Annotated in this window: 29 protein-coding genes; 3 read left to right on the top strand and 26 right to left on the bottom strand. The window is 39.3% G+C overall.

The window, feature by feature from the left end:
• Nucleotides 1–296: 296 nt before the first annotated feature.
• The 15 genes from V3851_RS08530 to V3851_RS08600 form a co-directional block, all read right to left on the bottom strand.
• The gene (locus V3851_RS08530) at nucleotides 297–659 is read right to left on the bottom strand and encodes a hypothetical protein (protein WP_331846100.1); all 363 of its coding nucleotides are present in this window, start codon (nucleotides 657–659) and stop codon (nucleotides 297–299) included.
• Nucleotides 660–901: 242 nt separating this feature from the next.
• On the bottom strand, nucleotides 902–1,582 hold the full coding sequence (locus V3851_RS08535) for an ornithine carbamoyltransferase (RefSeq protein WP_331846101.1): 681 nt from the start codon (nucleotides 1,580–1,582) through the stop codon (nucleotides 902–904).
• A 128-nt stretch (nucleotides 1,583–1,710) separates the two neighbouring features.
• Nucleotides 1,711–2,178 (bottom strand): hypothetical protein, encoded by a 468-nt coding sequence (locus V3851_RS08540; RefSeq protein WP_331846102.1) that lies wholly within the window; start codon nucleotides 2,176–2,178, stop codon nucleotides 1,711–1,713.
• A 178-nt stretch (nucleotides 2,179–2,356) separates the two neighbouring features.
• Nucleotides 2,357–2,842 (bottom strand): GNAT family N-acetyltransferase, encoded by a 486-nt coding sequence (locus tag V3851_RS08545; RefSeq protein WP_331846103.1) that lies wholly within the window; start codon nucleotides 2,840–2,842, stop codon nucleotides 2,357–2,359.
• A gap of 200 nt (nucleotides 2,843–3,042) precedes the next feature.
• On the bottom strand, nucleotides 3,043–3,468 hold the full coding sequence (locus tag V3851_RS08550; RefSeq protein WP_331846104.1) for an NUDIX hydrolase: 426 nt from the start codon (nucleotides 3,466–3,468) through the stop codon (nucleotides 3,043–3,045).
• 101 nt (nucleotides 3,469–3,569) lie between these two features.
• The gene (locus V3851_RS08555) at nucleotides 3,570–4,028 is read right to left on the bottom strand and encodes an 8-oxo-dGTP diphosphatase (protein ID WP_331846105.1); all 459 of its coding nucleotides are present in this window, start codon (nucleotides 4,026–4,028) and stop codon (nucleotides 3,570–3,572) included.
• A gap of 492 nt (nucleotides 4,029–4,520) precedes the next feature.
• A complete protein-coding gene (locus V3851_RS08560; protein ID WP_331846106.1) occupies nucleotides 4,521–5,024 on the bottom strand; it encodes a hypothetical protein in 504 nt (167 codons plus the stop codon).
• A 286-nt stretch (nucleotides 5,025–5,310) separates the two neighbouring features.
• Nucleotides 5,311–5,739 (bottom strand): hypothetical protein, encoded by a 429-nt coding sequence (locus V3851_RS08565; RefSeq protein WP_331846107.1) that lies wholly within the window; start codon nucleotides 5,737–5,739, stop codon nucleotides 5,311–5,313.
• Nucleotides 5,740–6,139: 400 nt separating this feature from the next.
• Complete coding sequence (locus tag V3851_RS08570) at nucleotides 6,140–6,310, bottom strand: DUF4240 domain-containing protein (protein WP_331846108.1); 171 nt, start codon at nucleotides 6,308–6,310, stop codon at nucleotides 6,140–6,142.
• A 278-nt stretch (nucleotides 6,311–6,588) separates the two neighbouring features.
• Nucleotides 6,589–6,939: a VOC family protein gene (locus V3851_RS08575; RefSeq protein WP_331846109.1), complete on the bottom strand. Its 351-nt coding sequence runs from the start codon at nucleotides 6,937–6,939 to the stop codon at nucleotides 6,589–6,591.
• A 180-nt stretch (nucleotides 6,940–7,119) separates the two neighbouring features.
• On the bottom strand, nucleotides 7,120–7,551 hold the full coding sequence (locus tag V3851_RS08580; protein ID WP_331846110.1) for an NUDIX hydrolase: 432 nt from the start codon (nucleotides 7,549–7,551) through the stop codon (nucleotides 7,120–7,122).
• 449 nt (nucleotides 7,552–8,000) lie between these two features.
• Nucleotides 8,001–8,801 (bottom strand): CPBP family intramembrane glutamic endopeptidase, encoded by an 801-nt coding sequence (locus V3851_RS08585; protein ID WP_331846111.1) that lies wholly within the window; start codon nucleotides 8,799–8,801, stop codon nucleotides 8,001–8,003.
• 568 nt (nucleotides 8,802–9,369) lie between these two features.
• Nucleotides 9,370–9,762, bottom strand: coding sequence for a hypothetical protein (locus V3851_RS08590; RefSeq protein WP_331846112.1), 393 nt, complete (start codon nucleotides 9,760–9,762; stop codon nucleotides 9,370–9,372).
• 489 nt (nucleotides 9,763–10,251) lie between these two features.
• Nucleotides 10,252–10,779 carry a hypothetical protein gene (locus V3851_RS08595; RefSeq protein ID WP_331846113.1) on the bottom strand — a complete coding sequence of 176 codons (528 nt, stop codon included), beginning with the start codon at nucleotides 10,777–10,779 and terminating at the stop codon, nucleotides 10,252–10,254.
• A 349-nt stretch (nucleotides 10,780–11,128) separates the two neighbouring features.
• The gene (locus tag V3851_RS08600; protein WP_270407262.1) at nucleotides 11,129–11,341 is read right to left on the bottom strand and encodes a helix-turn-helix domain-containing protein; all 213 of its coding nucleotides are present in this window, start codon (nucleotides 11,339–11,341) and stop codon (nucleotides 11,129–11,131) included.
• 155 nt (nucleotides 11,342–11,496) lie between these two features.
• Between V3851_RS08600 and V3851_RS08605 the strand changes: the two genes are divergently transcribed.
• A complete protein-coding gene (locus V3851_RS08605) occupies nucleotides 11,497–11,769 on the top strand; it encodes a hypothetical protein (protein WP_331846114.1) in 273 nt (90 codons plus the stop codon).
• A gap of 238 nt (nucleotides 11,770–12,007) precedes the next feature.
• Here V3851_RS08605 and V3851_RS08610 read toward each other — a convergent pair whose 3' ends face one another.
• From V3851_RS08610 to V3851_RS08640, 7 genes are all read right to left on the bottom strand, one after another.
• Nucleotides 12,008–12,613 (bottom strand): hypothetical protein, encoded by a 606-nt coding sequence (locus V3851_RS08610; RefSeq protein ID WP_331846115.1) that lies wholly within the window; start codon nucleotides 12,611–12,613, stop codon nucleotides 12,008–12,010.
• Between the two features lie 290 nt (nucleotides 12,614–12,903).
• Nucleotides 12,904–13,584, bottom strand: a complete 681-nt coding sequence (locus V3851_RS08615) for a DUF4145 domain-containing protein (protein WP_331846116.1) — start codon at nucleotides 13,582–13,584, stop codon at nucleotides 12,904–12,906.
• Between the two features lie 495 nt (nucleotides 13,585–14,079).
• Nucleotides 14,080–14,175 carry a putative holin-like toxin gene (locus V3851_RS08620; RefSeq protein WP_331846117.1) on the bottom strand — a complete coding sequence of 32 codons (96 nt, stop codon included), beginning with the start codon at nucleotides 14,173–14,175 and terminating at the stop codon, nucleotides 14,080–14,082.
• A gap of 411 nt (nucleotides 14,176–14,586) precedes the next feature.
• Nucleotides 14,587–15,072, bottom strand: a complete 486-nt coding sequence (locus tag V3851_RS08625) for a hypothetical protein (protein ID WP_331846118.1) — start codon at nucleotides 15,070–15,072, stop codon at nucleotides 14,587–14,589.
• On the bottom strand, nucleotides 15,051–15,275 hold the full coding sequence (locus V3851_RS08630) for a hypothetical protein (protein ID WP_331846119.1): 225 nt from the start codon (nucleotides 15,273–15,275) through the stop codon (nucleotides 15,051–15,053). Before V3851_RS08630 ends, V3851_RS08625 begins: the two co-directional genes overlap by 22 nt.
• Before the next feature lie 211 nt (nucleotides 15,276–15,486).
• Nucleotides 15,487–16,518 carry a DUF4917 family protein gene (locus V3851_RS08635; protein WP_331846120.1) on the bottom strand — a complete coding sequence of 344 codons (1,032 nt, stop codon included), beginning with the start codon at nucleotides 16,516–16,518 and terminating at the stop codon, nucleotides 15,487–15,489.
• Between the two features lie 243 nt (nucleotides 16,519–16,761).
• Complete coding sequence (locus V3851_RS08640; protein ID WP_331846121.1) at nucleotides 16,762–17,262, bottom strand: DinB family protein; 501 nt, start codon at nucleotides 17,260–17,262, stop codon at nucleotides 16,762–16,764.
• 742 nt (nucleotides 17,263–18,004) lie between these two features.
• Here V3851_RS08640 and V3851_RS08645 point away from each other — a divergent pair.
• Entirely contained in the window at nucleotides 18,005–18,379 is a 375-nt protein-coding gene (locus V3851_RS08645) for a hypothetical protein (protein WP_331846122.1), read from the top strand.
• A gap of 405 nt (nucleotides 18,380–18,784) precedes the next feature.
• On the opposite strand, the gene V3851_RS08650 is transcribed toward V3851_RS08645, so the two are convergent.
• The 4 genes from V3851_RS08650 to V3851_RS08665 form a co-directional block, all read right to left on the bottom strand.
• Entirely contained in the window at nucleotides 18,785–19,573 is a 789-nt protein-coding gene (locus V3851_RS08650; RefSeq protein ID WP_331846315.1) for an ABC transporter permease, read from the bottom strand.
• Nucleotides 19,574–19,583: 10 nt separating this feature from the next.
• Entirely contained in the window at nucleotides 19,584–20,387 is an 804-nt protein-coding gene (locus tag V3851_RS08655) for an ABC transporter permease (protein ID WP_331846123.1), read from the bottom strand.
• The gene (locus V3851_RS08660) at nucleotides 20,380–21,438 is read right to left on the bottom strand and encodes an ABC transporter ATP-binding protein (RefSeq protein WP_331846124.1); all 1,059 of its coding nucleotides are present in this window, start codon (nucleotides 21,436–21,438) and stop codon (nucleotides 20,380–20,382) included. The genes V3851_RS08655 and V3851_RS08660 overlap by 8 nt, the downstream gene beginning before the upstream one ends.
• Before the next feature lie 124 nt (nucleotides 21,439–21,562).
• A complete protein-coding gene (locus V3851_RS08665; RefSeq protein WP_331846125.1) occupies nucleotides 21,563–22,405 on the bottom strand; it encodes an NAD-dependent epimerase/dehydratase family protein in 843 nt (280 codons plus the stop codon).
• 116 nt (nucleotides 22,406–22,521) lie between these two features.
• On the opposite strand from V3851_RS08665, the gene V3851_RS08670 reads away from it, so the two are divergent.
• On the top strand, nucleotides 22,522–23,382 hold the full coding sequence (locus tag V3851_RS08670) for a helix-turn-helix transcriptional regulator (RefSeq protein WP_331846126.1): 861 nt from the start codon (nucleotides 22,522–22,524) through the stop codon (nucleotides 23,380–23,382).
• The last annotated feature ends 4 nt before the right edge of the window (nucleotides 23,383–23,386 follow it).

The following is a 23,386-nucleotide window of genomic DNA, read 5'->3' on the forward strand; positions in this document are numbered from 1 at the left end:
AAATGGATAATGCAACGGTTAACTCATACTCACTAAATAAAGGAAATAGGTAAAACACCGTTTTTTTTCTTTACCATCTTTGAAAATCATCCTCACTATATTGTTTAACAGTAATTACGTATAACGTTGTATTCACGAACCCGAGAACTTTAAGGCAGCTTCAGTTGCCGCTGCGACCGCGATTAGGTTCACAGAATTTTTCGTCTGATGCCTCTTCCCTGCCGAACTCCTCTGGCGGACCAAGGGGCGGAGAAATCGGCCCCGCCGCGTGAATACGGTGTTATCCTTCTATGTTTTTATTTTTGCAGTTTAATAAGAAATTGGTTAAGCTCATTAATGCTATCTGTTCTATAAATTGCTTTATCTACATCGAAAACGATGTATTCCGGTAATTCCTCTATTTCGAGCGACTTCATTTCCATATTACTTGGCGTTCCGTTTTGATAATAACCGGTTATGATTTTTATATTTTGGTCAAACACTTGTTGAAATTCAAGGTTTTCTATATCTGTTGTTCCCAATGCCACAATATAATATTTCCCATCCTCATCGGAATACATGGATGATGGTATCGATGAAGGAATGGCTTCACTTTTTAAGGTATCGCATCCAGAAAGTATCATTAATCCTACAATACAAATTATTTGAATTATCTTCATATAATACACCCTTATTACAGGATTATCATTTGCTTGTTACTTTTATTCTTATTCCTATATAGCTCGTCGGTTTCGGATAACGTTCAGCATCCATAACGCAACCCGGACTTAGATAGCTCTTATCTTCGGCCGGGTCGTTGTGTCTGAATCTTCTTCTTTGCTTTCACACCTTACAACCAAGGGGCGATGGCCTGCAGCGTAAATGCAGTGTTATACGACGGGGTCCTTCTTTGAATTGACCCCTATCGCCATTCAATTTGATATTTTGAAATGTATTCATCTGTCTGATATTCAGTAGGAAGCGAATCTGTCAATACCACATCACTCCCCATTAAATTGCTTTCAAGCTCTGTTGAAAAATGGTAATACTCATCTTCATTACAAATCCTATTCCCAGGAATACACAAGTGTTGAAACTTCAGATTTAGAACTTTAGCGATCTCCACCCATGTATTAACAATATTTCCTCTCGGCCCCACAAAAGTATAGGTCAGTTCTCTATAATTTGATCGCATTTCACGAATAGAATATAAATCCGAGAGAATTTCACAAGGGTGATTTTGTGACGACATTGCATTAATAATTGGAATCATGGAATGTTGAGACAGGCTGATCATCTTATTGAAATCAGGGTGCCTAATTATTACCCCATCAACCCAATTGTTTAAGTATCTGATGACATCCGAAACCTCTTCTTTTTTATTCAGAGAATCAGGCGGAAAAAGGATACATTCACCGCCTAGATCATGGATCCCTCTCTCAAATGTAACTCTTGTTCTAATACTTGATTCCGGAAAAAACAATACGAAAGTTTTCCCTTTAAGGATTTTCTTCTTATGTTTTTTGTTTTTGAGATTATCCGTAATAGTGAAAAGATCCATTATTCGCTTTTGCGATAATTCTGAGATATTAAGTAGATTCATATTGATCACCTAGTTTGAACTATTATGGTTATCGAGTTATCCGGCTGAATCCGCATCCCGGCTACTGGGAATGCATTTCCGATTTCACTTCTTACTTCGTGCCAAAACAGCTCCCCATATAGTTTTATTTAAATCCCAAAATGCATTACACATTGATTTCTTTCTAGTGCAGTGTCTATTACTTCTATTAAGTTGTTAAGTGATTCAATTACTTCATATTTATTAAATGAAATCTTTTCATATTGGCCTTTATCTGTACCTGCTTCCCAACCGTAGTCTCCAGTAATAACAAGTTGTGTGGGTGCGTTATTAAATAGATCCTTCCATGATGAGATAATATTCTTAAAAGTAACCAAACTATCTTTATCTCGGATAACTGTATATCCATATCGATCTAAACCATAACCTGAAAAAGATTTACTTGGGCCTTTAGATTTAATCCATTCCAGAGAATCACTAATATAATTTATGAGTTCATCGTCAATAGAGGCCTGTGGCGAAACCTCAAGTCCGTTAATTTCAACCCTATGCTTATTCCATGTCACATTATCTAAAGAAGCCTGTTCTTCACTAACAATGAATTCATGATAAGGCATTTAATCAATCCTTCCAGGTTATTTCTGATAACTTTTGTATATTCATGAAACGTGACAGCCTTAAATAGCTCTTCTCTGAGCTGGGGCGTTTGTTGTCAACCAAGGGGCGATAGCACTACAGCGTGAATATGGTGTTTAGATGTTGGGTATGCCCTCCAAAATTACCTTCGAAATTTATTTATTTCATGTTCTTATTCAAAAACACCAGTCTGTCTATCTCTGTAAACCCAATTTTCTTATAAAATGCTTCAGCAGGAATACCCCTATCAGTTAACAACGTTATGTTGCTTATCCCTGCTGCCTCAAGCTTCTTCATTAAAAATCCCATCAGTGCTGATCCTATTCCAGATTTTTGTTTCTTTATACTTACACACATTTCATTTATAAAAAACTCTTCTCCACTCCACCAACGCTTACAAACACCAAAGGTGAAACCAATTATTTCTTCCCCTTCTATGGCGACAACACCTATAAATCCAGGTGTATTTGTAAAATCAATTAAGTATCGATATGCCGTTTCTGCAGACCATTCATCATTCCATGGTTCTTCATTAAAAACATTTATAAAAGTATTTACACATTTTAAGAGGTCGTTTCTCTCGAATAATTTAAGTTCCATAACTTCAATCAACTCTTTCGAAGATTTATTATGTTTTTGCTGCATGTCTTTCATCTAACTTTCGGGAGTCACGAAGCTGAGAACCTAATAGTCCCATAGGACAGGCTGCGACTTAGCGGCAGTTAGGTTCGCAGGGTTGACTACCTGATGCCTCTGGCAAACCACGATCGGAGCAGCCGGCAGAAGCGTGAATGTGGTGTTAGCTGATGTCGGCTCGTCTTAGAAATAATCTTACAATATTTTTTTCAGTCATATTTATTTATCCTTCTGCTTAGGTCTTGAAAAATCGGAATATTAGTAGCTGATAATCTGCTAGGTAAATTATTCAATTCAAAATACTTTAATTCTTTCGTTTCGTCCCCATCTATTACCATATGCCCATGATATTTTCTAGTTAGAAAGACAACATTAACAAAATAAAATTCATTGCCATCTGGATAAATATGATGCTGCGTTTTCCCTGAATATACATTGAACAAAGTCATATCATCGATAATAAGTCCTGTTTCTTCAAACACTTCTCGCTTCGCTGTTTCTTCTACGGTTTCTCCTAAATCCATACCTCCACCTGGTATGCACCAGTTATTATCGTCCCCTCTTCGCTGCAATAAAACTTTATTTTGATTATCAAGTATAATTACACCTACAACACATTTGATCTTAATCCCCATCTTTATACCTTCATTTCTTTATAGTGGTTTTAATCTAGCGGACGTATGCCCGATGCGTGAATAAGGTGTTAAAGGAAGTAGTCGACTTCATGAAATATCAATTATGTCTTTATAATGTGTTCTTCTTTCATTCCTTCTTCGTATCTGTTCATATGCGTTTCAAATGTTCCTTCTTCAAAAAACAAGGATATTCTTCTTCTAAAATTTTCTTGCATTTCGATCTTAGAAATATCTTGTATTTGTACCCATTCCGGCTTGCCTTCCCTGCTGTCTGCAATTAAATCCCCTTCAAATTCGTATGTAATATAATTAAAAATCATATATCTTTCTTTATTGGGATTCATATATTCCGCCAATCCTTTGAATTTTAAGTTTCTTACAATGAGTCCCGTTTCTTCTTTGACCTCACGAATTGCGCACTCCATAGGACTTTCCGGAAATTCAATTCGTCCTCCTGGAGCAATATAGCCCTTGTAAGAATCATGTTGCCTGTTTAATAATAAGATTCTATTGCCATTTACAATTAAACAAATGGTATACATTTTGATAATTTCTTCCACTTTTGAGTCCTCCCAGAGTATTTTTATCTCGGGTTATTTCTTATAACATTCGGACATTCCCGACGTCTCACCACCTCAAAACGGCTTGCTCGTCGGCTGCATTACGGTTAGGCGGTGCGCTTGTGCCATGAGTCCATTTCCCAGACTCTGCTCTCTGGTGACCAAGTGATAGCTCCGCTGGCCCGATGGGTTAATTCCGGTGTGATCTATTCCAACCAATTTACCTCTCAACTGGTTCTAAAGATTTGAAATTGAATTATCATGTGTAACTGAATTCTCAAATAAATTAATCTCTTTTAACATCGTATCCGACAATTCGATGTTCTTTGAGTTCTTATCACAAATTGATAGATTAGCAACATTCATATCAATCTTCTCATGAGTATTAAAAATAATTATGGGCAGCCCAATACTCCCTGCCCGAAATTCAATTGAAGGTAACGCAGTATCGGAAAACGTTAGGCAAATCTCAATACTAAAAGTCGTTACTCTTTATTCCAATCTATTTTGTTTTCTTAATTCGATTATGTATTCATATACATCATTGATTTCAGGAATTCCTTCAATTTTCTCCATTAATCGTTTAATAAAATAGTTATAATTACTGTCTCGCATTCCTATGTCTTTCAAATAAATCTCTTTATATTCTTTGATAAATTCTGACTTATTCTTATAAAATCGAAAACGTTCTAATACATAAAGTTCCTTAAGGGCAATGAATAAAGCTAAAAACTCCTTTAGATTTTTTGCGACTAAATTTACTTCATTTCCAAACGCCGTTGGCTGAATAAATAGGATAGGTGCTTCTTCTAAATCCACAATCGATCTATTAAAAGTATAAAAAGCAAAGTGGTCCCCATTTACTCCCGTCCTTCCAAAAACTACGGCATCTTCTGGAGTACATTCATACAAACCTATATCGCTATTAAAAGAGATATAAAAGCCTATATAATCATCGACTGAAAGACCATATTCTTTTTGAAGTTCTCTATCCAATTGTACAAGCTTCCCTAATGTTTCCGGCATTTTATAAGTGATCGGAATATGAGCCACCCCACAACTTTAAAGCATTCGCTTGTATTTCTCCTAACGTTTTCGTTTCACAAACCCTTGCTGGCTTAACCCCAGGTCCGGCGAACTTAGCCAGTGCAGGGTTATCTGCCGAATCTACTTCCTCGAAAGTCCCTTGCATACCAAGGGACGTCAGGTTTGCAGCGTGAATACGGTGTTATGTGCAGTTCCTCTTTCCTCGACTTAATCCCCAATATCAACCACTTTCTAGTTACTCTGGAAGTTGTAATTCTAAGTTTTCAATTGTTTCTAAATAGTTGTTGTTATTAAGTACTTCGTATTTAGTATGGCCTGATCCCTTAAATATGGAAATGTACTTCATATCTTTCGTAACTTCAAAGCCAAGGCTTTCGTTTTGATATATTCTTACTGCATATTCCTTTTGAGAGGAAAAGTCTTTCACCTTTTTTAATTCAATACTTGATAATTCATCAAAAATCTTTCCCATTATTCTCCTATCTGTAATAGATATTCTTGTATAGTCTGAATATCTCTCAATAGTAATTTTCAATACATCATCTTTGTGTATTTCATTTAAAACTTCTTTTTGAAATGAAGTATATTTAGCTTTGTCTAAAAAATACAAGATTCCAATAATCACAACCACAAAAGAAATAAAAATTATTGAAATTCTTCTCAATATTACACCACGTCCCCTCTAATTTTCTGCTTATACAACTTATGAATAAGCTACTTTATATTAATTAAGTAGGAGTTGCACATAGCGTTTCCGCATCTACGATATGACCCGGCCTTAGATAGCTCTAATCTTAGGCCGGGTCATGTGTTGTCCGAACCATCTTCCACGATTATACATCTGACAACAACCGAGGGGCGATAGCCCCACTGCGTGAATGCGGTATTAGGCGAAGCCGTTATGATTAACCTACAAAAAGCTCTTTAAATAATTCCTTTTTGTTTCTCTTGAAAATTCGATAAATGTGTATTAAATGCATCTTTAATGTCCCTCATTAGTTCCGAAATTAATATTTGGTTTCCTTCTGAGTTGATTTCATCCTGTTCAAATAGGGAATGTACAATTATCGAATTTCTAATATGCTCGATTGTTCCATATTCTTTCTAAACATTATTTCGAACTCAATGATATCTTCTGTGTTTCTCTTTACTAATTCCTGGGTTAACCATTCTACTTGTTCTGCCCCGTATTTTTTGGAATTAGAGATTAATTCCCAAAAGGATTCATTTGTCATAGGTTTACTCTCCTTTGATTTATTTATCTTTGCGGTTGTAAATTCCCCCATTACCTACCCAGTTACATATCATTCGGAGGCTCTCAAAATCATAGTCATCGAAGTGAATAGCCTTTGATCGATCTAGATACAGCTTCCTGAATGCCTCGGGCGGACCAAGGGACGACGCCAGTCGCCCCCATGCGTATAAACTGATGTTCCCGCCTTCGAAGCATTTCTTACTAGATCTCCTTCTAAAGCTTTCAGATTTATGCATATTATCAACGTTCTTTTCTTACTCATTGATGAGCAAGAATATTTACTAACTTTCCAAATGGATCTCGTACAAAAAATCGTTTGACACCCCAAGGCTCATCTACTGGACCATATTCTATTTGAATCCCCGCTTCCCTCATACGTTCAAATGCAACATCTAAATCATCAACTTCGATAGACAAATCAGGCGTAGGAGTATCAGAACCTCCCTGAGAAGCAAAAGATATTTGTATGTTCATCTCTTGATCTGAACCATATGTTACAATCCATCCATGATCCATTAATAAATTGAGTCCCAATAAATCATGGTAAAACCATTTTGCTTTTTCAATTTGATCTGTATGGATGTTTGTTACGATCCGTTTGACTTGCATGGTTTAACCTCCTTTAATACAAATCTGTGTTTCTCCATTTCAACTTTGTGGGAATTTCAATTAATGTTCTGGTATAGACTGATGCGTGATTACTTTGTTATCTGATGCCTGTGCCTACTCTGCAAAACCTCCATAATTTCGTTTATCTTTGAATGAATTGCAGCCAAAGATGCCCTCACTTTATTCAATCCACTTTCTTGGTCCAATTTCATGAAATTGTTTCTTCCTGTTATTGTTCAGGGCGTCAAGAATGCGATTATATGTAAAGTCACTCATAGGTTTAGGCAAATCATGTAAATTGAAAAATCCACATTCTAATATCTCTGGCGAACTTGGAGTTGGTACTAAATCTTGTACTATTTGAGCAAGAAATACAAAATGATGCATATCGTATGTCGGGTCGTAATAAATGCCTGTTATCTCACCGACAGTAATTTGTACTCCAATTTCTTCTAATGCCTCTCTAATTGCAGTCTCTTCAGCCGATTCATTTGATTCTGCTTTGCCTCCGGGGAGATCCCAATTATTTCTTCCATAACTATGTTTGACTAATAGTACTCTTTCTTCTGAATCAAAGATAATTGAAGCAGCGCCAATCAATTTAGAAGACATAATAGTGCTCCTTTAAATTTTTTTTGAATCTTGCTTTGTGACTTTATTTATGAATTCTTACATGAATTTCAGATAACGTTGTTGTATACACGAAACAAAATGCCCAAATCCTTTATTTGATAAAGCTCCCACTTTCAATAACTTCTTGAAATCAAAAATCAATCGAATTAGCTTTAAGTACCTGAGAGATTGAAATTGTTGGTTGATTATTTATCAATATTTCAGGTTTAACCCGTAATATCTCTCTTATAATATCAACTAAGTAATCTGAAAGTTATCAATTAGCCTACTAAATATCATTTCAATAAATTCTTGAGAATGCCTTCTTAGTTACGTCAGCAAAATACTACTCGTCTATTGATTGGCTGGATAGGTAACGGTCTGATTTGCGAGTAATTCTGCAAGTTGTACTTTCACATTGTTGGACTAAGGCATACTGGAGAAATTACTTATACTATTCGCCTGCTCTTTTTGTCGTATATCACAACGGTTACAATTGAAACAAGAACAACCACAGCATTTGCGGCAATTGTACCCGCCCAAGTCATAGGCAGGATGCCAAAGACGGAGCTTGCCGCATTGAACATGGTATGGCATAATACGCACATAAACACTCGGCTTTTGCCTGATATTTTGTAGATTGCCCCGTATAAAAACCGAAACGCAATGAGTTGAACTGCAAACATCCAGAAGTCAATGAGGCCCTCGTAGTGACCCGTCCCTGGAATGAAGAAGAGAGGGACATGCCACAAAAGCCAAATGATTCCAACATAAAGAGATGATAATACATAACCATATTTCTTGTTAAACCCTGGCTGCAATATGTACGTCCATCCAGTTTCCTCCAAGCCACCGATAATAAGGTTGCCAGGCAGGGCAAGGAAGAACATATAAAGTGGAAGAACCGTATCAGTGCGGCCTGAAACTGCAAGATGTATCAAAAAATACAGCGCAAGCCCTGCAACAACGAACAAATAAAGAAACGCGTTGTTTTTGGCGTAAAAAACAGTTTTCAACCATTCCTTAAAATCTGCTATTTTGTTATTTTTCTTCAGAACGATATATGAAGCAATAGCGGGCGACAAAATATAGATTGCAAAAGGAATATTCGTCCCAAACTGCTGTAACGATTGAACCGAAGAGTGAACCGAAAATCCGAATTGCCCAAGAGTAATCATAGCACCTGACACAAGATAGGCTATGCAAAATGTCAGCAGCGTAAATTGTACTATGATTTTTTTGTCAGTCACGACTTCTTCACCTCACGTTTTGCATCTACATTAATTTTGACGGATGGAAGCTTTGACTTTTATCACCTAATGTTTGCTTTCAGCCATTTCAAATTTCGTCTAGTCATGTTTTTAGTCCCTTATTAGATACGTCTTCATCCAATAATCCAATATATTCCTGAAATAATTCAACCTTATCAAGCTACATTCCTTCAAAAGAAAAAAAACGTATCCAGGTAACCCTTGCAAACATGAGTTTCAAGATACGGAATCGATCTTCCTACATTTAAAATAACGTCTCAAGTATTGGTTTGATTCTTGTTGAACTATCTTTGGTCTTCTTAGATTGGTTTACAATCATTAGGGCATTTCAGTTTACGTTATTGTATTCACGAACCCTCACTGGCTTATGCTGCCGGCCGATCCAGCTCAGCGATCAGTCCGCCGGGTCGAAGACTTAGCCAGTGCAGGATTGTCGTCTGAGTTGACCTCCTCTGCTTCCGCCTCGGGCGACCGAGGGACGCGACAGCGGCCCGATGCGTGAATGCTATGTTAGATGTTAGCTAAAGTAACCGACATCTTGAAATACTCACAGAATGTTTTTCTTGATTAGTTCCAATTCATCATTAAGATTTGTTTCAATTTTCTCTATCCACTCACCGGGATTGCTTATTTTGGTTGGATAACTACAACTATTCAAAAGATAATGGTTTAGTTGAAGATAACTACTAAGCGGAAAATCCTGTGCATACCATTGTTTTCTATATCCAATAATCCCATGATCCTTTAATAACGCTTCTAATGAATTAACAACCTCTGTAATAAATTGATTGAACTCACATTCTTCACTAAACTCTTTATTCCCAGGGCTCGTCTTTATCCCATCCTCATAACAGGTAATATCTATTCGAATTTTCTCTACCGAGATCTTCTCGATTCTCCAATTATGTATCGCTGGTTCCGAATCCCACTCAAATTGCACAACAGTTCTCACTTCATCCGACGGAGTACATTCAGGAAGCATATGTTCATTGGATCTAACTAAATCAATTAATGGTTCTGACAGATAACTTGGGAATATATATATTTCGGCATTTCCAATTTTAAGATGGACACCTGCCCATCCAATACTTTTAAGTTTGAATGTAAATATAATGTTGTATTCACCTGCTTTCTTTGAATATCCACGGTTATTTCAGCTAACGTTCTTGTATTCACGAAACGACCCAGCCCTAGATAGCTCTTATCTTAGGCTGGGTCGTTTGTTGTCTGAGCTTCTTCCATGATTATACTTCTGGCAACTGAAGGGCGAAAGCCCTGATGCGTGAATGCTATATGCAGTACCTGCCTTCTTCGAGTTATCTAGTAAATTGGCTCTGTTAATAATAATTGTTGATTAATATAGTTTTTCCAAAAGGCAGCAATTAAATTACGCTAAAAGGGAACACATCTCTGCTCCCATGTTTAGTAACTAACTATCTAATTCTTCTATTGTCATAAAAATTATTGAATAAACTTCTTCTATGTGTTCGTTGGTTTTTTTATCATTATACAAACCGAACCCCCAGCTTTTTAATGTATCTTCTTCATTTGATTTATGAACACCGACAGCATAGCTATTACCTGGAGACCAACCCCAAGATTCCCCATATTCAATATCCTTATTAGTAAAAGGTATATGACTTGTAGTTGAAATAAAAAAGAATGGTATTGGTGAATTTGAATAGATATCTGCATAATGGCTTTCAGATGCTTGATAAAGATTTTCTCTCATAACAAAAACAGCATCATAGTCCTCTAGGTCGACTTTATTCAAATCATCAAATAAGATTTTATTGAAGTTAACTTCCTTTTCTCTTACTTGTGGTGGTTCTCCAATAACTGCTATATTTAAAGACTTTCCTTCGTATAAATCAAATTTAGTACTCGTACAAGCTGATAGGACAAATAAAAAAATTAAAAATATTAAAATAATATATCGCTCTCCTCTATTCGCCATATGACACCTCCTATTACCTTAGTTAAGATTCATTTTCATCTTTGAAATACGTCATCATATGCATAAAAATCATTATGTAGATTTGTTAATACATCAGTAATGTTTTGTTCATAACTGTCTCAAGCTTGCAGATTAAAATTTTGTTTAGCAGGCAGTCTTTCATATAACGTTTCCGCATCTACGACGCGACCCGGCCTTAGATAGCTATTATCTTAGGCCGGGTCGTGTGTTGTCTGATTATTCTTCTTTGATTTCACATATGACAACCAAGGGGCGGATGCCCCGCAGCGTAGATGCATTGTTATACGACGGGGTCCTTCTATGAGTATACCCACATCGTTTACTGATATTATTTATCAGGTGTGTATTCAATTAAATCTGATAATTTGCACTCAAATGTATCGCATAGCTTTAATAATGTTTCTAATTTTGTTGTCTCAATATTTATTTCTTTATACAGTTTGTTAATCGAATTTCTACTCAGTCCTGATCTGTTCATTAATTCTGTTATATCATCAATTCGGTGTTCAGCCATTAGTACTCTAATATTGCACTTTATCAAACAGACTCCCTCCTATGATCAATATATTATCTCTCAAAATTATTTTTATCAATTAGAAGTCATCATTTCACCTTATAGAGTTAATAATTATCTTTACAATTAACTCTATAGGGATATATAATAACCTTATAGAGTTAATAAAAGGAGGGAAGTCATTGATTGAATCTTTAGAAGTTTTAGCTGAGCCTTTAATTCGCCATCGTTTAGAACCGTTATACTCAAACTCAGAACTTGAACAATTTTCTTCTAAATGTGAGCAGTATCTAAAAATCATTCGAGAATCGCTTCCCGATAACCTTCAACACACCCTATTTCTTTATGAAGACGCTCTATCTTCATTACAAACTGTTTTGGAAAGCAAATTGTATTTGCAAGGATTTAAAGATGCACTATATCTTTTTAATGAACTACATATTCAAATGAATTAAGGGCCCTATGGGCCCTTTCTTTTACTCTTAAGACCCTGTCGTATAACGTTCCTGTATCCACGACGTCCCACCGACTTAAGGCTGCGCCAGCAGCCGGCCGATATGCGGTTAGTCGGTGCGGATGTGTCCGCTGAAATTGCTTCTCTGCCAAACTCTTCTCGCGGACCGAGGAACCGTCAGGTTCCGATGCGTGAATATGATGTTATACGAAGATTCGCCTTCATCGATATCCCCCTCATTAACTTTCACTTTCTATTTTTTCAACGAAGAAGGATAACCAAGCAAATCCCATTCCTAGATAGGTTATCAGTGGTGTCAAAAATTCCTTTGTTGCAATTCCAAATAATCCGACGGTGATTGTAGTTGCTATTGCTAAGTAAAGTCTTATTCTAGCCTTTATTATTTTTGTTGAGATATCCTTTTCAGCAACATGATACATAAAATAAAATACTGAATAAATTGCTGTTGTTATAAAAAATAAATTATAAAATAATCCGCTAGTATCATAATCCAAATTAAGAATTTTTTTTATGGCAGCCAAGAAAATAGCTCCAATAAATATTGAAGCAAAAAATGAATAAACAAAAATACCATACAAAAAAGGCCAATGGCCGAATTCATCAAATAATTGCGCAGGATTCTGCGCAGATTTACGTATAAATTTAGGAGGTTTAATCCAAAAAAATCTAAGGCTTAATATAAAAAATAGTGTGTATAACACCATCATTAAGATACCAACAAGTATACTGCTAATTACTTCACTAACATTATTCAACAAAGAAATAAGGGTTCCAATAAGCAAAAACATTATAAATATAATATTACCTGCTTTTTGCATTTCCATGAAGCCCGGACTCTCTAACCAGGATATTACTTTTTTAGATTTCTGAAAAAAAGTCTTAAATTTACCCTTCATTGAAATCTCCATTCTACAAGTAATTGCGAATTTTCGTATAACGTTGTTATATCTACGAACCCGAGAGGCTTAAGGCACGTACGCGCCAAGTCTAGCATACTTAGCCTTTAAGGGTTGTCTACCTGATTCCACTTCTCCGAAATCCATTGGGTAGACCAAGGAGCGAATGCGACGCACCGTAGATACATTGTTATCGGATGTTCAGTCACTGACTAATCTTACTTCATCTCTGGTTTTCCCAATTCATTAAGCTTTTTATTTAATTTATTTCTCCTAATATCTAACCTTTTAGGTTGAACTATTGAAAAATCAAAGAGTGCTTCTAAAACTTCAAGTAACCACTCAGCTTCACCATGTTCAACATCAATTATTTCACCTGTAGTAATACTTTTTTGAGGATGGGCTGCAAAATTACCAATATGTCGAACAGCATCTACTGATTCTTTTAAATATGTTGGAACATCATGTTTAGAAATAAATTCTTCAATCTCCTGAACTAGATTTTTTCTCTTAATATTAAATTCTTCCCTTAATAAATGTTGCAGCAGTCTTCTACTAATTGCTGCACTAGCCTTTGGACTAATTTCTAGAACTTGGCAAGCTTCAAGAAAATCTTTTCTATATATCCCTTGTACTTCAATAGGCAAATCTCTTGTGTTCCTATGCATTGGATAAATAATAAATTCTGCTCCAAGTTCATATATTTCGATTCCATCTCTAGTATTCGCAATTCTTCCATCTGTTAATATAATAATCAGTTCATCACAAGCTGGACAAAGACCATTCTTAAGTTCATAACCTTTACCATAGTCACAATCTTCATCATCCCAAATATAAGGAATTATTGTTTGGTTCTTGAACTGGACTTGAATTCCAATATTACAATATGGGCAAATCATAACATTCTGTACCTCCCAATTTTTATATTTACATGAATTTCCGATAACGTTCTTGTATTCACGAACCCTCACTGGCTTAAGGGGCGCTAGTCCCGGGTGCCGACGGACATAGCTAGTGCAGGGTTGTCTGGTGATTCTACTTCGCTGATAACCCTCTTGCAGACTAAGGCCCCGCCAGGGGCCGCAGCGTGAATACGGTGTTATAGGATGTTCAGGCCTTCATCGATTTGCTTACTTGTCTGTTTTAGACAGGTAAGGGTCTTTATACAGGTCTTTATACAGGTCTTTATACAGGTCTTTATACAGGTCTTTATACAGGTCTTTATCATTTCATTACAACTAGAGTTTTCATTGCCTTTTTGATATGGTATCATTTGTATAAGAAAACCGAGTGCTGAGAACACTCGGCTATACAATTGGCTTGGATGGTTTATTCCCCTCTAAGTCATTTAAGGAACAAAACCCACCTTCGGCCGTCAACCTTGGGGTGGGTTTTTACTTTCTCTTGTTGTTAGAATTAATGTATGTTAAGAGGGCAAGGAAAAACGTTTCGAAAAGGAACATTATTGTCAATGCATCTTTAACCTCCATGGCTTCACCTCCTTTCGAAGGGAAACCATGCCCACCCAAGATTCAATTGTACTTCCTTATACTACCACATATAATAACTCATTAATAGAATGTTTGTTCGTGTTTTATGTTTCAATATGCCGGAATTTCCTATAACGTTCTTGTATTCACAAACCCTCACTGGCTTAAGGGGCGAATGCCCCGGGTCCGACGGACTTAGCTAGTGCAGGGTTGTCTGCTGATTCCGCTTCCTCGAAAAAGCCTCTGTAGACCAAGGCCCCTTGAGGGGCCGCAGCGTGAATACGGTGTTATGCGAAGTGATTCCCTTCTAGAACTGCTTAACAAAGAAATTATAATTAATTTTTTCTCCTTCATTACCGAAAAGATAAGGCAAACCAGACCAATTGCTATTAATAAACAAAAATAAAAAATCTATATAATTGCTGTGTGAAATTGGTACAAGCAATTCCCCCTTAGGGTTTTAAAGGCATCGACTTTGTCTTTTACTGATACTTTGAATCCTGTTAAATGATCAAATTTAACTGAAACGAATTTCTTAAAAAAATGCTTATTGACCTTTGTTCCGAAGTGGAATAAGCTTGCAGACTTATTAAAAACTTTATTTTCCGTTGCATTTATAAATAAATCTGCTACCTCAATAGCCTCTTTAACTTCATCAAAAGTTGGCAGGGAATACTCATGCTCCAAATTATTTCTTAACTTTCTTATCTTTGAGATAATGAAGTGAGGTGCAATGTTTAGTGATTGGAGAAATTGTAGTTTCAAAGGCACACCATCGAATTTTCCATGCTGATCCTGATACTGTTTTATAAGTCCTTTTAATCCTTTATATGTGTTGATATTGTTAAACGCTCTAAAATCATATCCAAGATTAGCTAATATGTATCGATCTGACAATCAATAGCCCTCTTTGCATTAGTTAAAGAGTTAATTAATCCATCTTCTGTTCCCAGTCTAAAGTCAGTATAGGCTAACTCTAAAAATCTACTAGGTGAAACTTGAAATGTTATAGTATTTAAAGTTCCGTAGTGTTCAACTTTAATTTCTACATAGCTCCATTCGATTTCCGCTAATCTAATACAATCACTTAAGTCATTCATGAAGTCACCTCCAGAAATACAATACTAAAAGTCTTGAAATCATTTCGCATAACGTTATTGTATTCACAAAACGCCCTAGCCTTAGATAGCTCTTATCTTAGGCTGAGGCGTTTGTTGTCTGAGCTTCTTCCACGATTATACGTCTGACAACCGAGGGGCGATAGCCCTGAAGCGTGAATACTGTGTTATATGCTGTCGACGCCTTAACGATCTACTTAAATGCTTCTTCCATTTCAATATTTCTTAAGGATTCAAAAAAATATCTTGCATTAAAAAATGCTAATTCAATTGAACTACCTTCAAAATTCTCTCTAACTTCACGTATAATTTTTTCGTGATTATCCACATCATATATACCATATGCGATCTTTTGTACCGATGAGTGTTTGATTGCATCAATAATATGCTTATCGCTATCTTTATCTAGAGATTGTCCGTATATTGTCAGTCCTTTAGAAGCTGTAGTTAACGCACTGTAACAAAAACTTAAATATTTATTATTCAAGATATTGTTTAGTTTTTGTTTCCAAGTGCCTTCTGATATATATAGTGGAAAATATCCTGACTCATACGTCTCTGTAATAGTCTGTAGCAAAGGTAAATCTGTTCTACCAACTGGATTTCTTTTAATTGTTATTTTAATTATTTCACCTTTATTCATATACAAATGTAATGAACCATGAAGGTGATATAGTCTTATTGGATTATCTTTAGGAGTAACTCCTGGTCCGGCACCAAAAATTATCATTTCAGAATCTTTATCATAACCAAAACCATCTGCAACTTTCCTAACACCATTAACTTTATTAAGTGCCCAGTATGCCAATAGATCATAATTTGTAGTAAAGACTTTTTCTTGAAATAATCTGAATGTTGCTTTAAGATCATTATCTTGTTCAAAAGTCAATTCATTAGGTTCAGGATGAACTTTCCTTACTGTTTCAATTAAGGCATCTTTAATTCTTTGGTAGCTATTTTCAATTGGATTGTATTCTATATTAAAAATTCTATTGGTGTTACTTGAAATACCTAAGATGCGGAGAACATACTCAAAATTGGTTGTATTTAGATTTTCAAATAAATCAATGTCCTCTTTCAAAAACAATTCTTTTGCTTCTTCAAACAAATTACTATACATAAACTTGGTACCAAAATTAATAGAAAAGCCGTTTCCAAACAATAGGTTTGTTAGATATATTTTATCTATACTTATAAGATCTTCAAACGTTTTTAAATTCTCCATGATATGTTCACCCCTAATTATGTTCTGTCGATTGCATATAACATCCTTTCCCCGAATTCACCAATATCTCTTCACTCTCAATATTATCGAATTCGCTCTATCTCCCATTGTTGCTGTATTCACGAAACGCCCCAGCCTTATATTGCTCTTATACTTAGGCTGGGGCGCTTGTTGTCTGTGTCTCTTCCATGATTATACATCTTAACAACCAAGGGACGATAGCCCCGCAGCGTGAATGCTGTATTATATAATGTCCCGGCCTTCTATGATTCGCTTATCATTATCCATGAATCCTCTTCCTATATAGTTTACATTTACTGCTTTGAGTCCCATAGCGTTTGACCAAATAGATAATTGGCCTATATGATGAATTTCGTGTACGATTACATGTCTTAATACTTCACCATAATAATAAGTTTTTGATGACCACGGCACTGATACAGACTTATATTCATTTTTTGGAGTCCAGTTCAATAGGCTTTTATTTACTACATCCTGGCTTTCCCTTGATAATTCTCGAATCAGTTCTAGTGATTTGTAATGTTCGTAATTCGGTTCCGAAACCACATCACCGTTTATAGCTTGTATCCAACTACACTCAACATCAACTATATGAAAGAAAGTTTTGAGTATTGATCCAAGTCCTCCTTGACGCTCCTGAACAAGTTCGTTTTCTGATAATTGGGAACATAGACTAAACCATTCTTCTCTAACCATCCAGTTGTACTTAAAAAAGTCTATCACCTTGAGTTCACCTGCTTCTATTTTTATATTTGCCGGGATTTCTTATAACGTTCCTGTATTCACGACGTCCCACAGACTTAAGTCTGCCCAGCAACCGGCCGCGATGCGGTTAGTCGGTGCGGATGTGTAAACTGAATATTCTTCCTTGTTAAATACTTCTGGCTGACCGAGGGCCGTCAGGCCCGATATGTGAATATAATGTCAGCGCCTTCTACAGGTACCTCTTTATTATCAGGTGGTTCTCTTCACTAAGTGATAACTTAAGTAATTCTGAATCGTATCCTTCTCTCCTAAAAACATTAATTATGTCCTCGATCCTATCCTTAAGGTTCCTTTTTATTTGTATGTAATTGAATTCCTAGGGGTACTACTGGATTACTCGTGCCCTCAAGAACAAAGTGCTTTATATATGACCAAATCAATGGACCGTTCTCCCATAAACCTGTAGTCATAAGTAGCAGTTGGACGAACGATTTCCACTTTAAAATTGTTTAATAGAAAACGACCGAAAGACTATGCATTACTTAAGGGATCTTCAAAACTAACCACTGGTAATGACTTGGTTGAGATCCAATTGTTCATATTAACTTCTAATGCCATACGCCCGACTTCTTTGTTGCTATCTTCATACGACATCTATCCTACTTTTAGTAAAATCAAACTATTTCCCTGCTCTTATTGTCTATACCAATCTTTAAAAGCTGCAATACACTATATCAACCTTAAAAAAGGAGTGATATAGTTGGCAAACAGTGATGTACGTCTTGCACTTTGGTCAGGTACTAATTTTTCTGGTCGTCGGATTCTCTTCAGACGTGGAGGGGTTGCGGTTCGTGATCTTGGAGCGTTTCGCTTTAACAATGCGCTTTCAAGCTTCCGACTCAGAAATGTTGTGCAAAGCACTCAAGTAACACTTGTACTGTTTTCGGGAACTAATTTTCAGGGGTCCTTCCGCGTGTTCCGTGGCAGTCAAAATGTGGCTAACTTGGGTAATTTCAATTTCAATAACGTCACCTCCTCGTTCATTTTGGTAGGCCGCAATCTTACTAACACACAAATATCTCAAATTCAAAGCACTGGAGTACCACCACGTGACATTCTTATTATAAGACAATAACACCAAATTATATGGTTTTGGAATAATCGGCTGCCTAGGACATATTAATCGACAAAGGTTGCCGAAATTATTGAACACAACAAAGACTCAGGGTTGCTTTTTCTATGCCCTGAGTCTTTGTTTAATCGTGTTCGGTTAATTTACCAGTTACTCGACAAGGTTACCGGGCGGCTAAGCCGTTCTTAGCCTCTCAACGCTGACCATCATAATTCCCGCCAGCTTCAATCGTTTTCTTAAGTAGTTCTGTCGTGATTTGATTTATCGTTTGAAATTCAACAGTACTTGTGTGTGAAATAACAAGCCGAAACGAAAATTCCGAGAGTAGCAAAAAGCCCAAGAAGGCTCCCCTTCTTGGGCTTAACATTTCAAACTCTTACATTCCAGGGTTTGAACCTAACCCCGTTGTTACGACCCCGCCCCGCGGTACCGCCGGACGCCGTAGTTCCAGAGCGTCAGGCCGATGGCGAGGAAGACGGCGCCCATGAGCGGGGTGATCAACGCCATCGTTCGCATGTCCTCGCGCTCAAGGAACAGCGCGGCCGGGTAGACGCCGACGAAGGCGAACGGCAGAATCCAGGTGAGCAGCACCTGGATGGCGCGGTTGTAGATGGTGACGGGGTAGCGCCCGTAACCTTGGACGTTGTACATCAGCGGGAGAATGCCGGTCGGCGCGTCCGAGTAGAACGACAGCGACGTGAGCGCCGTGTATATGCCGGTGTAAATCGCCACCGCACTCAGCGTCAGCAAGATCAGCGCGGGTATGGTCCACCACTCGAACGACAGGCCGAGCTGCCCGCCGCTGACGATCATAATAATGATCCCGATGACGGAGCCGACGAGCGCCGGGGGATCGACATTTTCCAGGAAAATCTGGAACAAGTTGTGCGCCGGCCGGGTCATAACCCGGTCCATCTCGCCCTTGACGATGTAGCGTTCGCTGAAGTTCCACAGGTTGATGAAGCAGCTAAACACGCCGTACGGCACCATGAAAAACCCGTAAACAAACACGACCTCCGCCTCGCTCCAACCGCCAAGGCTTTCTGTATGCATGAAGATGACGAAGATAAAGATCAGGTTCGTCGCCTGAAACAGCAGATCGGAAATGACCTCGACCCAGAAATCGGCCCGGTAGGTCATGCGGGTTTTGAAATAGTTTTTCAAATATTCGACGATCAGTCCCAAGTAATATCCCATATTCATCGGCTCAACCTCCCTGCACGAACAGGCGCTTGCGCGACTGCCGGTACAGCCAGAACAGCGGAATCAGCAGCAGCAGGAACCAGAACACCTGGATGCCGAGCACATTCCAAATGCCCACCCCTTGAATCCGGCCCGTAAACACGGACCCCGGCAAGTAAGTGATCGCCTGGAACGGCAGGAAGCCCATAATATCGGCAAGCCAGCCCGGGAACAAACTGATCGGAATGATCAACCCGGAGAAAAGGTCCACCACGACCCGCTTCATGCGCATGAAGCCTTCATTATTTTCCACAAAAAATGCCATCAGCCCGGTGATCATATTGAGCTGCGAATTGATCAGGAAGCTGAAAAACAGCATCACCAGAAACCCTGCCCACGCCTCGGGCGCGGTCGGCAGCTTCACCGGAAAGAACAGCATCGCGATCGCCATTCCGGGAATCATGAACAGCATGAACCGGAACAAGCCCTCGCCGAAGCCCTGCATCATTTTCACCATCAAATAGTTATAAGGCCGGATAAACTGGATCGCGATGCTTCCATCGCGAATATCGGTGGAAATCTCCCGGTCCAGATTATTAAAATAAAACGCCCGCGCCATCCACGACACGGCCAGATAAGTCGTCATTTGCGACGCCGTGAACCCGCCGAGCTCTCCGCCGCCGCCGTAAATCGCTTTCCAGGTAAAATAGTAAACCCCGATATTGAGCGTATAGATCAAAATGCCGGTATAATAGTTCACCCGGTAAGCCAGCATCGTTAAAAAGCGTACCCGGATAAAATCGAGGTAAGCCCCGGCCCCGCTAAACATGGACAACCACATCCTCGTCGTTGCGAACCTCCGATGGTGCGTCACCTTGCTTTTCCGCCGATCCGGATTGGTAAATGCTGCGCACGATATCGTCCGTATTCGTTTCGATGATTTTGATGTCGGTGATGTCCGCTTTGCCGACCACTTGCCCGAGCACGTCGGATACGTTGATCTCCAGCGGAATCCACACCTTCGCCCCGAGCTCGTTCTCCGCCGACCACGCTACCGGCAGCCCCGCCGTCCAGCCCTGAAGCTGCGCCAGCTTCGTGGCCGTGCCGAATTGGAATTGCACTTCGCGTCCGGTGCCCCAGCGGTTTTTCAGCTCTTCGAGCCCGCCATCGTAAATAATCCGGCCATCGTCGAGCATAATGACCCGCGAGCACAGCGCCTCGATATCCTGGAGATCATGCGTCGTCAGTAGAATCGTCGTGCCGTGTTCCCGGTTCATATCCTTCAAAAACTCGCGTATCTCCGATTTCACCACGATATCCAGCCCGATCGTCGGCTCGTCCAGAAACACGATCGACGGATTATGCAGCAGCGCCGCCACCAGCTCGCAGCGCATCCGCTGCCCGAGACTCAGCTTCCGGACTGGGCGGTTCAACAGATCCTGCAACTGCAGCCGTTCCACCAGCTCGTCCAACCGGCGTTTGTAATCCTGCTCGGATACCTTATACACCTTGCGCAGCAGCTGGAACGATTCGATTACACCGATATCCCACCAGAGCTGACTGCGCTGTCCGAATACCACGCCGATATGCTGTACGAATTTCTCGCGTTCCTCGTAAGGAACAAAACCCCCTACCGACAATTTCCCCGACGTCGGCACGAGAATCCCGGTCAGCATTTTGATCGTGGTCGATTTGCCTGCGCCGTTCTCGCCGATATATCCGCAGATTTCCCCTTGCGGGATGCTGAACGAAATATCTTTGACCGCGGCGACTTCGTTATATTCCCGCTTGAACAAGTCCTGAAAAGCACCCTTCAACCCTTCGCGGTTCTTCTGGACCTTGAACGTTTTGCGTAGATCCTTCACTTCAATTGCGTTCATGTTGTGCTGTACCTCGCTATACTTAAAATAGGCGGATCGGCGTGAGCCTATAGACAAGACCGCTTAAAAATTATATAGCAGCTAACAAAAAAGCGCCAGTAGGCGCGAACAATCATTATAACTGTTATATAGCTCCAGCATCTCTTGCCGTATAGAACGACGGGAAAATTGGACGATAATGTAATTCGTCTCTTATACGCGTTGTATCTACGATCATGTCCCATGGATTAAAATCCTGCTGTTGCGCTTCCGGCGAAATTGGGTTGTCATGAAGCTGGTACAACTCTGCTACGGAGAACGGTGCGTCGTCGGCAACATTATAGATTCGGCCGTCTATACCTGGTGTGGAAGCAGCTAACAGAAGGGCCTGACTTACATCCGCATGGTGCACCATATGGAGTCGTTTGGCAGGATTCCATTTACTCATGAACGGTAGAAATTCCTTGATATGGGGATCACGCTCACCATAGACAAAAGCAAGCCGCAAAATGCGCAGTCCCAAACCCTTATCGCGATGAAGCCTCAGCAGCGCATCTTCAGCAACTGCTTTGGTTTGAGGATATGGCAAAACCGGTCTTAATTCGTCATCTTCACGACTAGGTCTCGATTGATTTCCTGAACCGTATACCAAATTGGTGCTGGTAAAAACAAACCTTGGCACTTCCGCTTTCAACGCAGCGTGAGCTAATGCTATACTGGCATCGATGTTTGACATTCTGGCAGTGTTCTCGTCAACACCGCGGAACTGCGCAGCCAAGTGAACTACGACATCCGTACCCCGGAGAGCGGCTTTCCAACTGTCTGTCTGCAAAAGATCACCTTCTAAAACTTCAGCCCCTTGCTCGCGAAACCACTCCGTTTTTCTAGTGTCCCGAATCAAAAGTTTGACGTGATGACCATGTTGTAACAAACGCGGAACAAAGCGGCTTCCTATTTTGCCTGTTGCTCCTGTTACGAAAACGTTCATTTTAAAATCCCTCCTGAGTTCTTCAGATCTATAATGGCAGTCTGACAGAATGTGCGCGTGGCTTCCTTCCTGTGTTTATCGTATGATTGACAGTGTTAGGATAAGGAGGGTAGTCAATGGAAGTTATCTCTTCTAGCATATCGTTAAGTGAATTTTTGCGTTCGCGTCGGGAACGACTCGCTCCACAGGAAGTCGGGTTACCATCCTATGGAAGACGTCGTACACCCGGACTTCGACGGGAAGAAGTAGCCCAGCTTGCTCATATTGGAACATCCTGGTATACCTCTTTGGAACAAGGCAGAAATATCAATCCATCAGAGGATGTACTGAATAATATAGCAAAAGCACTGCGTTTGACTGAGGATGAACGTTGTCATCTCCATCTACTGGCGAAGCCGATAAAACAGGTAAAAGTAGAAGAACAAGAACTGAATATCGGTTTGGAGCGAACGATTATGGCTCTTGAACCGAATCCTGCATTCATTATGGGAAGAAGTTGGGATTTGTTGCTTTGGAACCAAGCGGCAGAGATTGTGTTTGGATTACCGGCATTCTCAAATGATTTACAACAGAAACCCAATTGGTTGAGACGGTTTTTAATGGACATATCGCTTAAATCGAAAAATATGGAGTGGGAAGCCAAAGCGCAAATCATGATCGCTCGTTTTCGTGCGGATTACGCACATTTTCCTAATGATGCGAGGTTTAAGGAGCTTATTGAGGAGTTTATGCAGATTAGTGAGCTATTCCGCGAGATATGGCCGCAGCATGGCGTTCAGGTTGTTACGGATTGCCACAAACATTGGTCCGACCCGAGGATTGGGGAGATGGAATTTGAACATGTATCCTTGCAACCGCCAACCGATCCCGAGCTGAAGCTCATGATTTATACCGCTTCAAAGGATACGGCTGACCGTTTGCAAAGTTTTATAGGCACCCGGACTGTTAAAGACAATTCGGAAAACCGTATTATATAGAAAA

It is taken from the genome of Paenibacillus haidiansis (genome assembly GCF_036553665.1).
Lineage (GTDB): Bacteria > Bacillota > Bacilli > Paenibacillales > Paenibacillaceae > Fontibacillus > Fontibacillus haidiansis.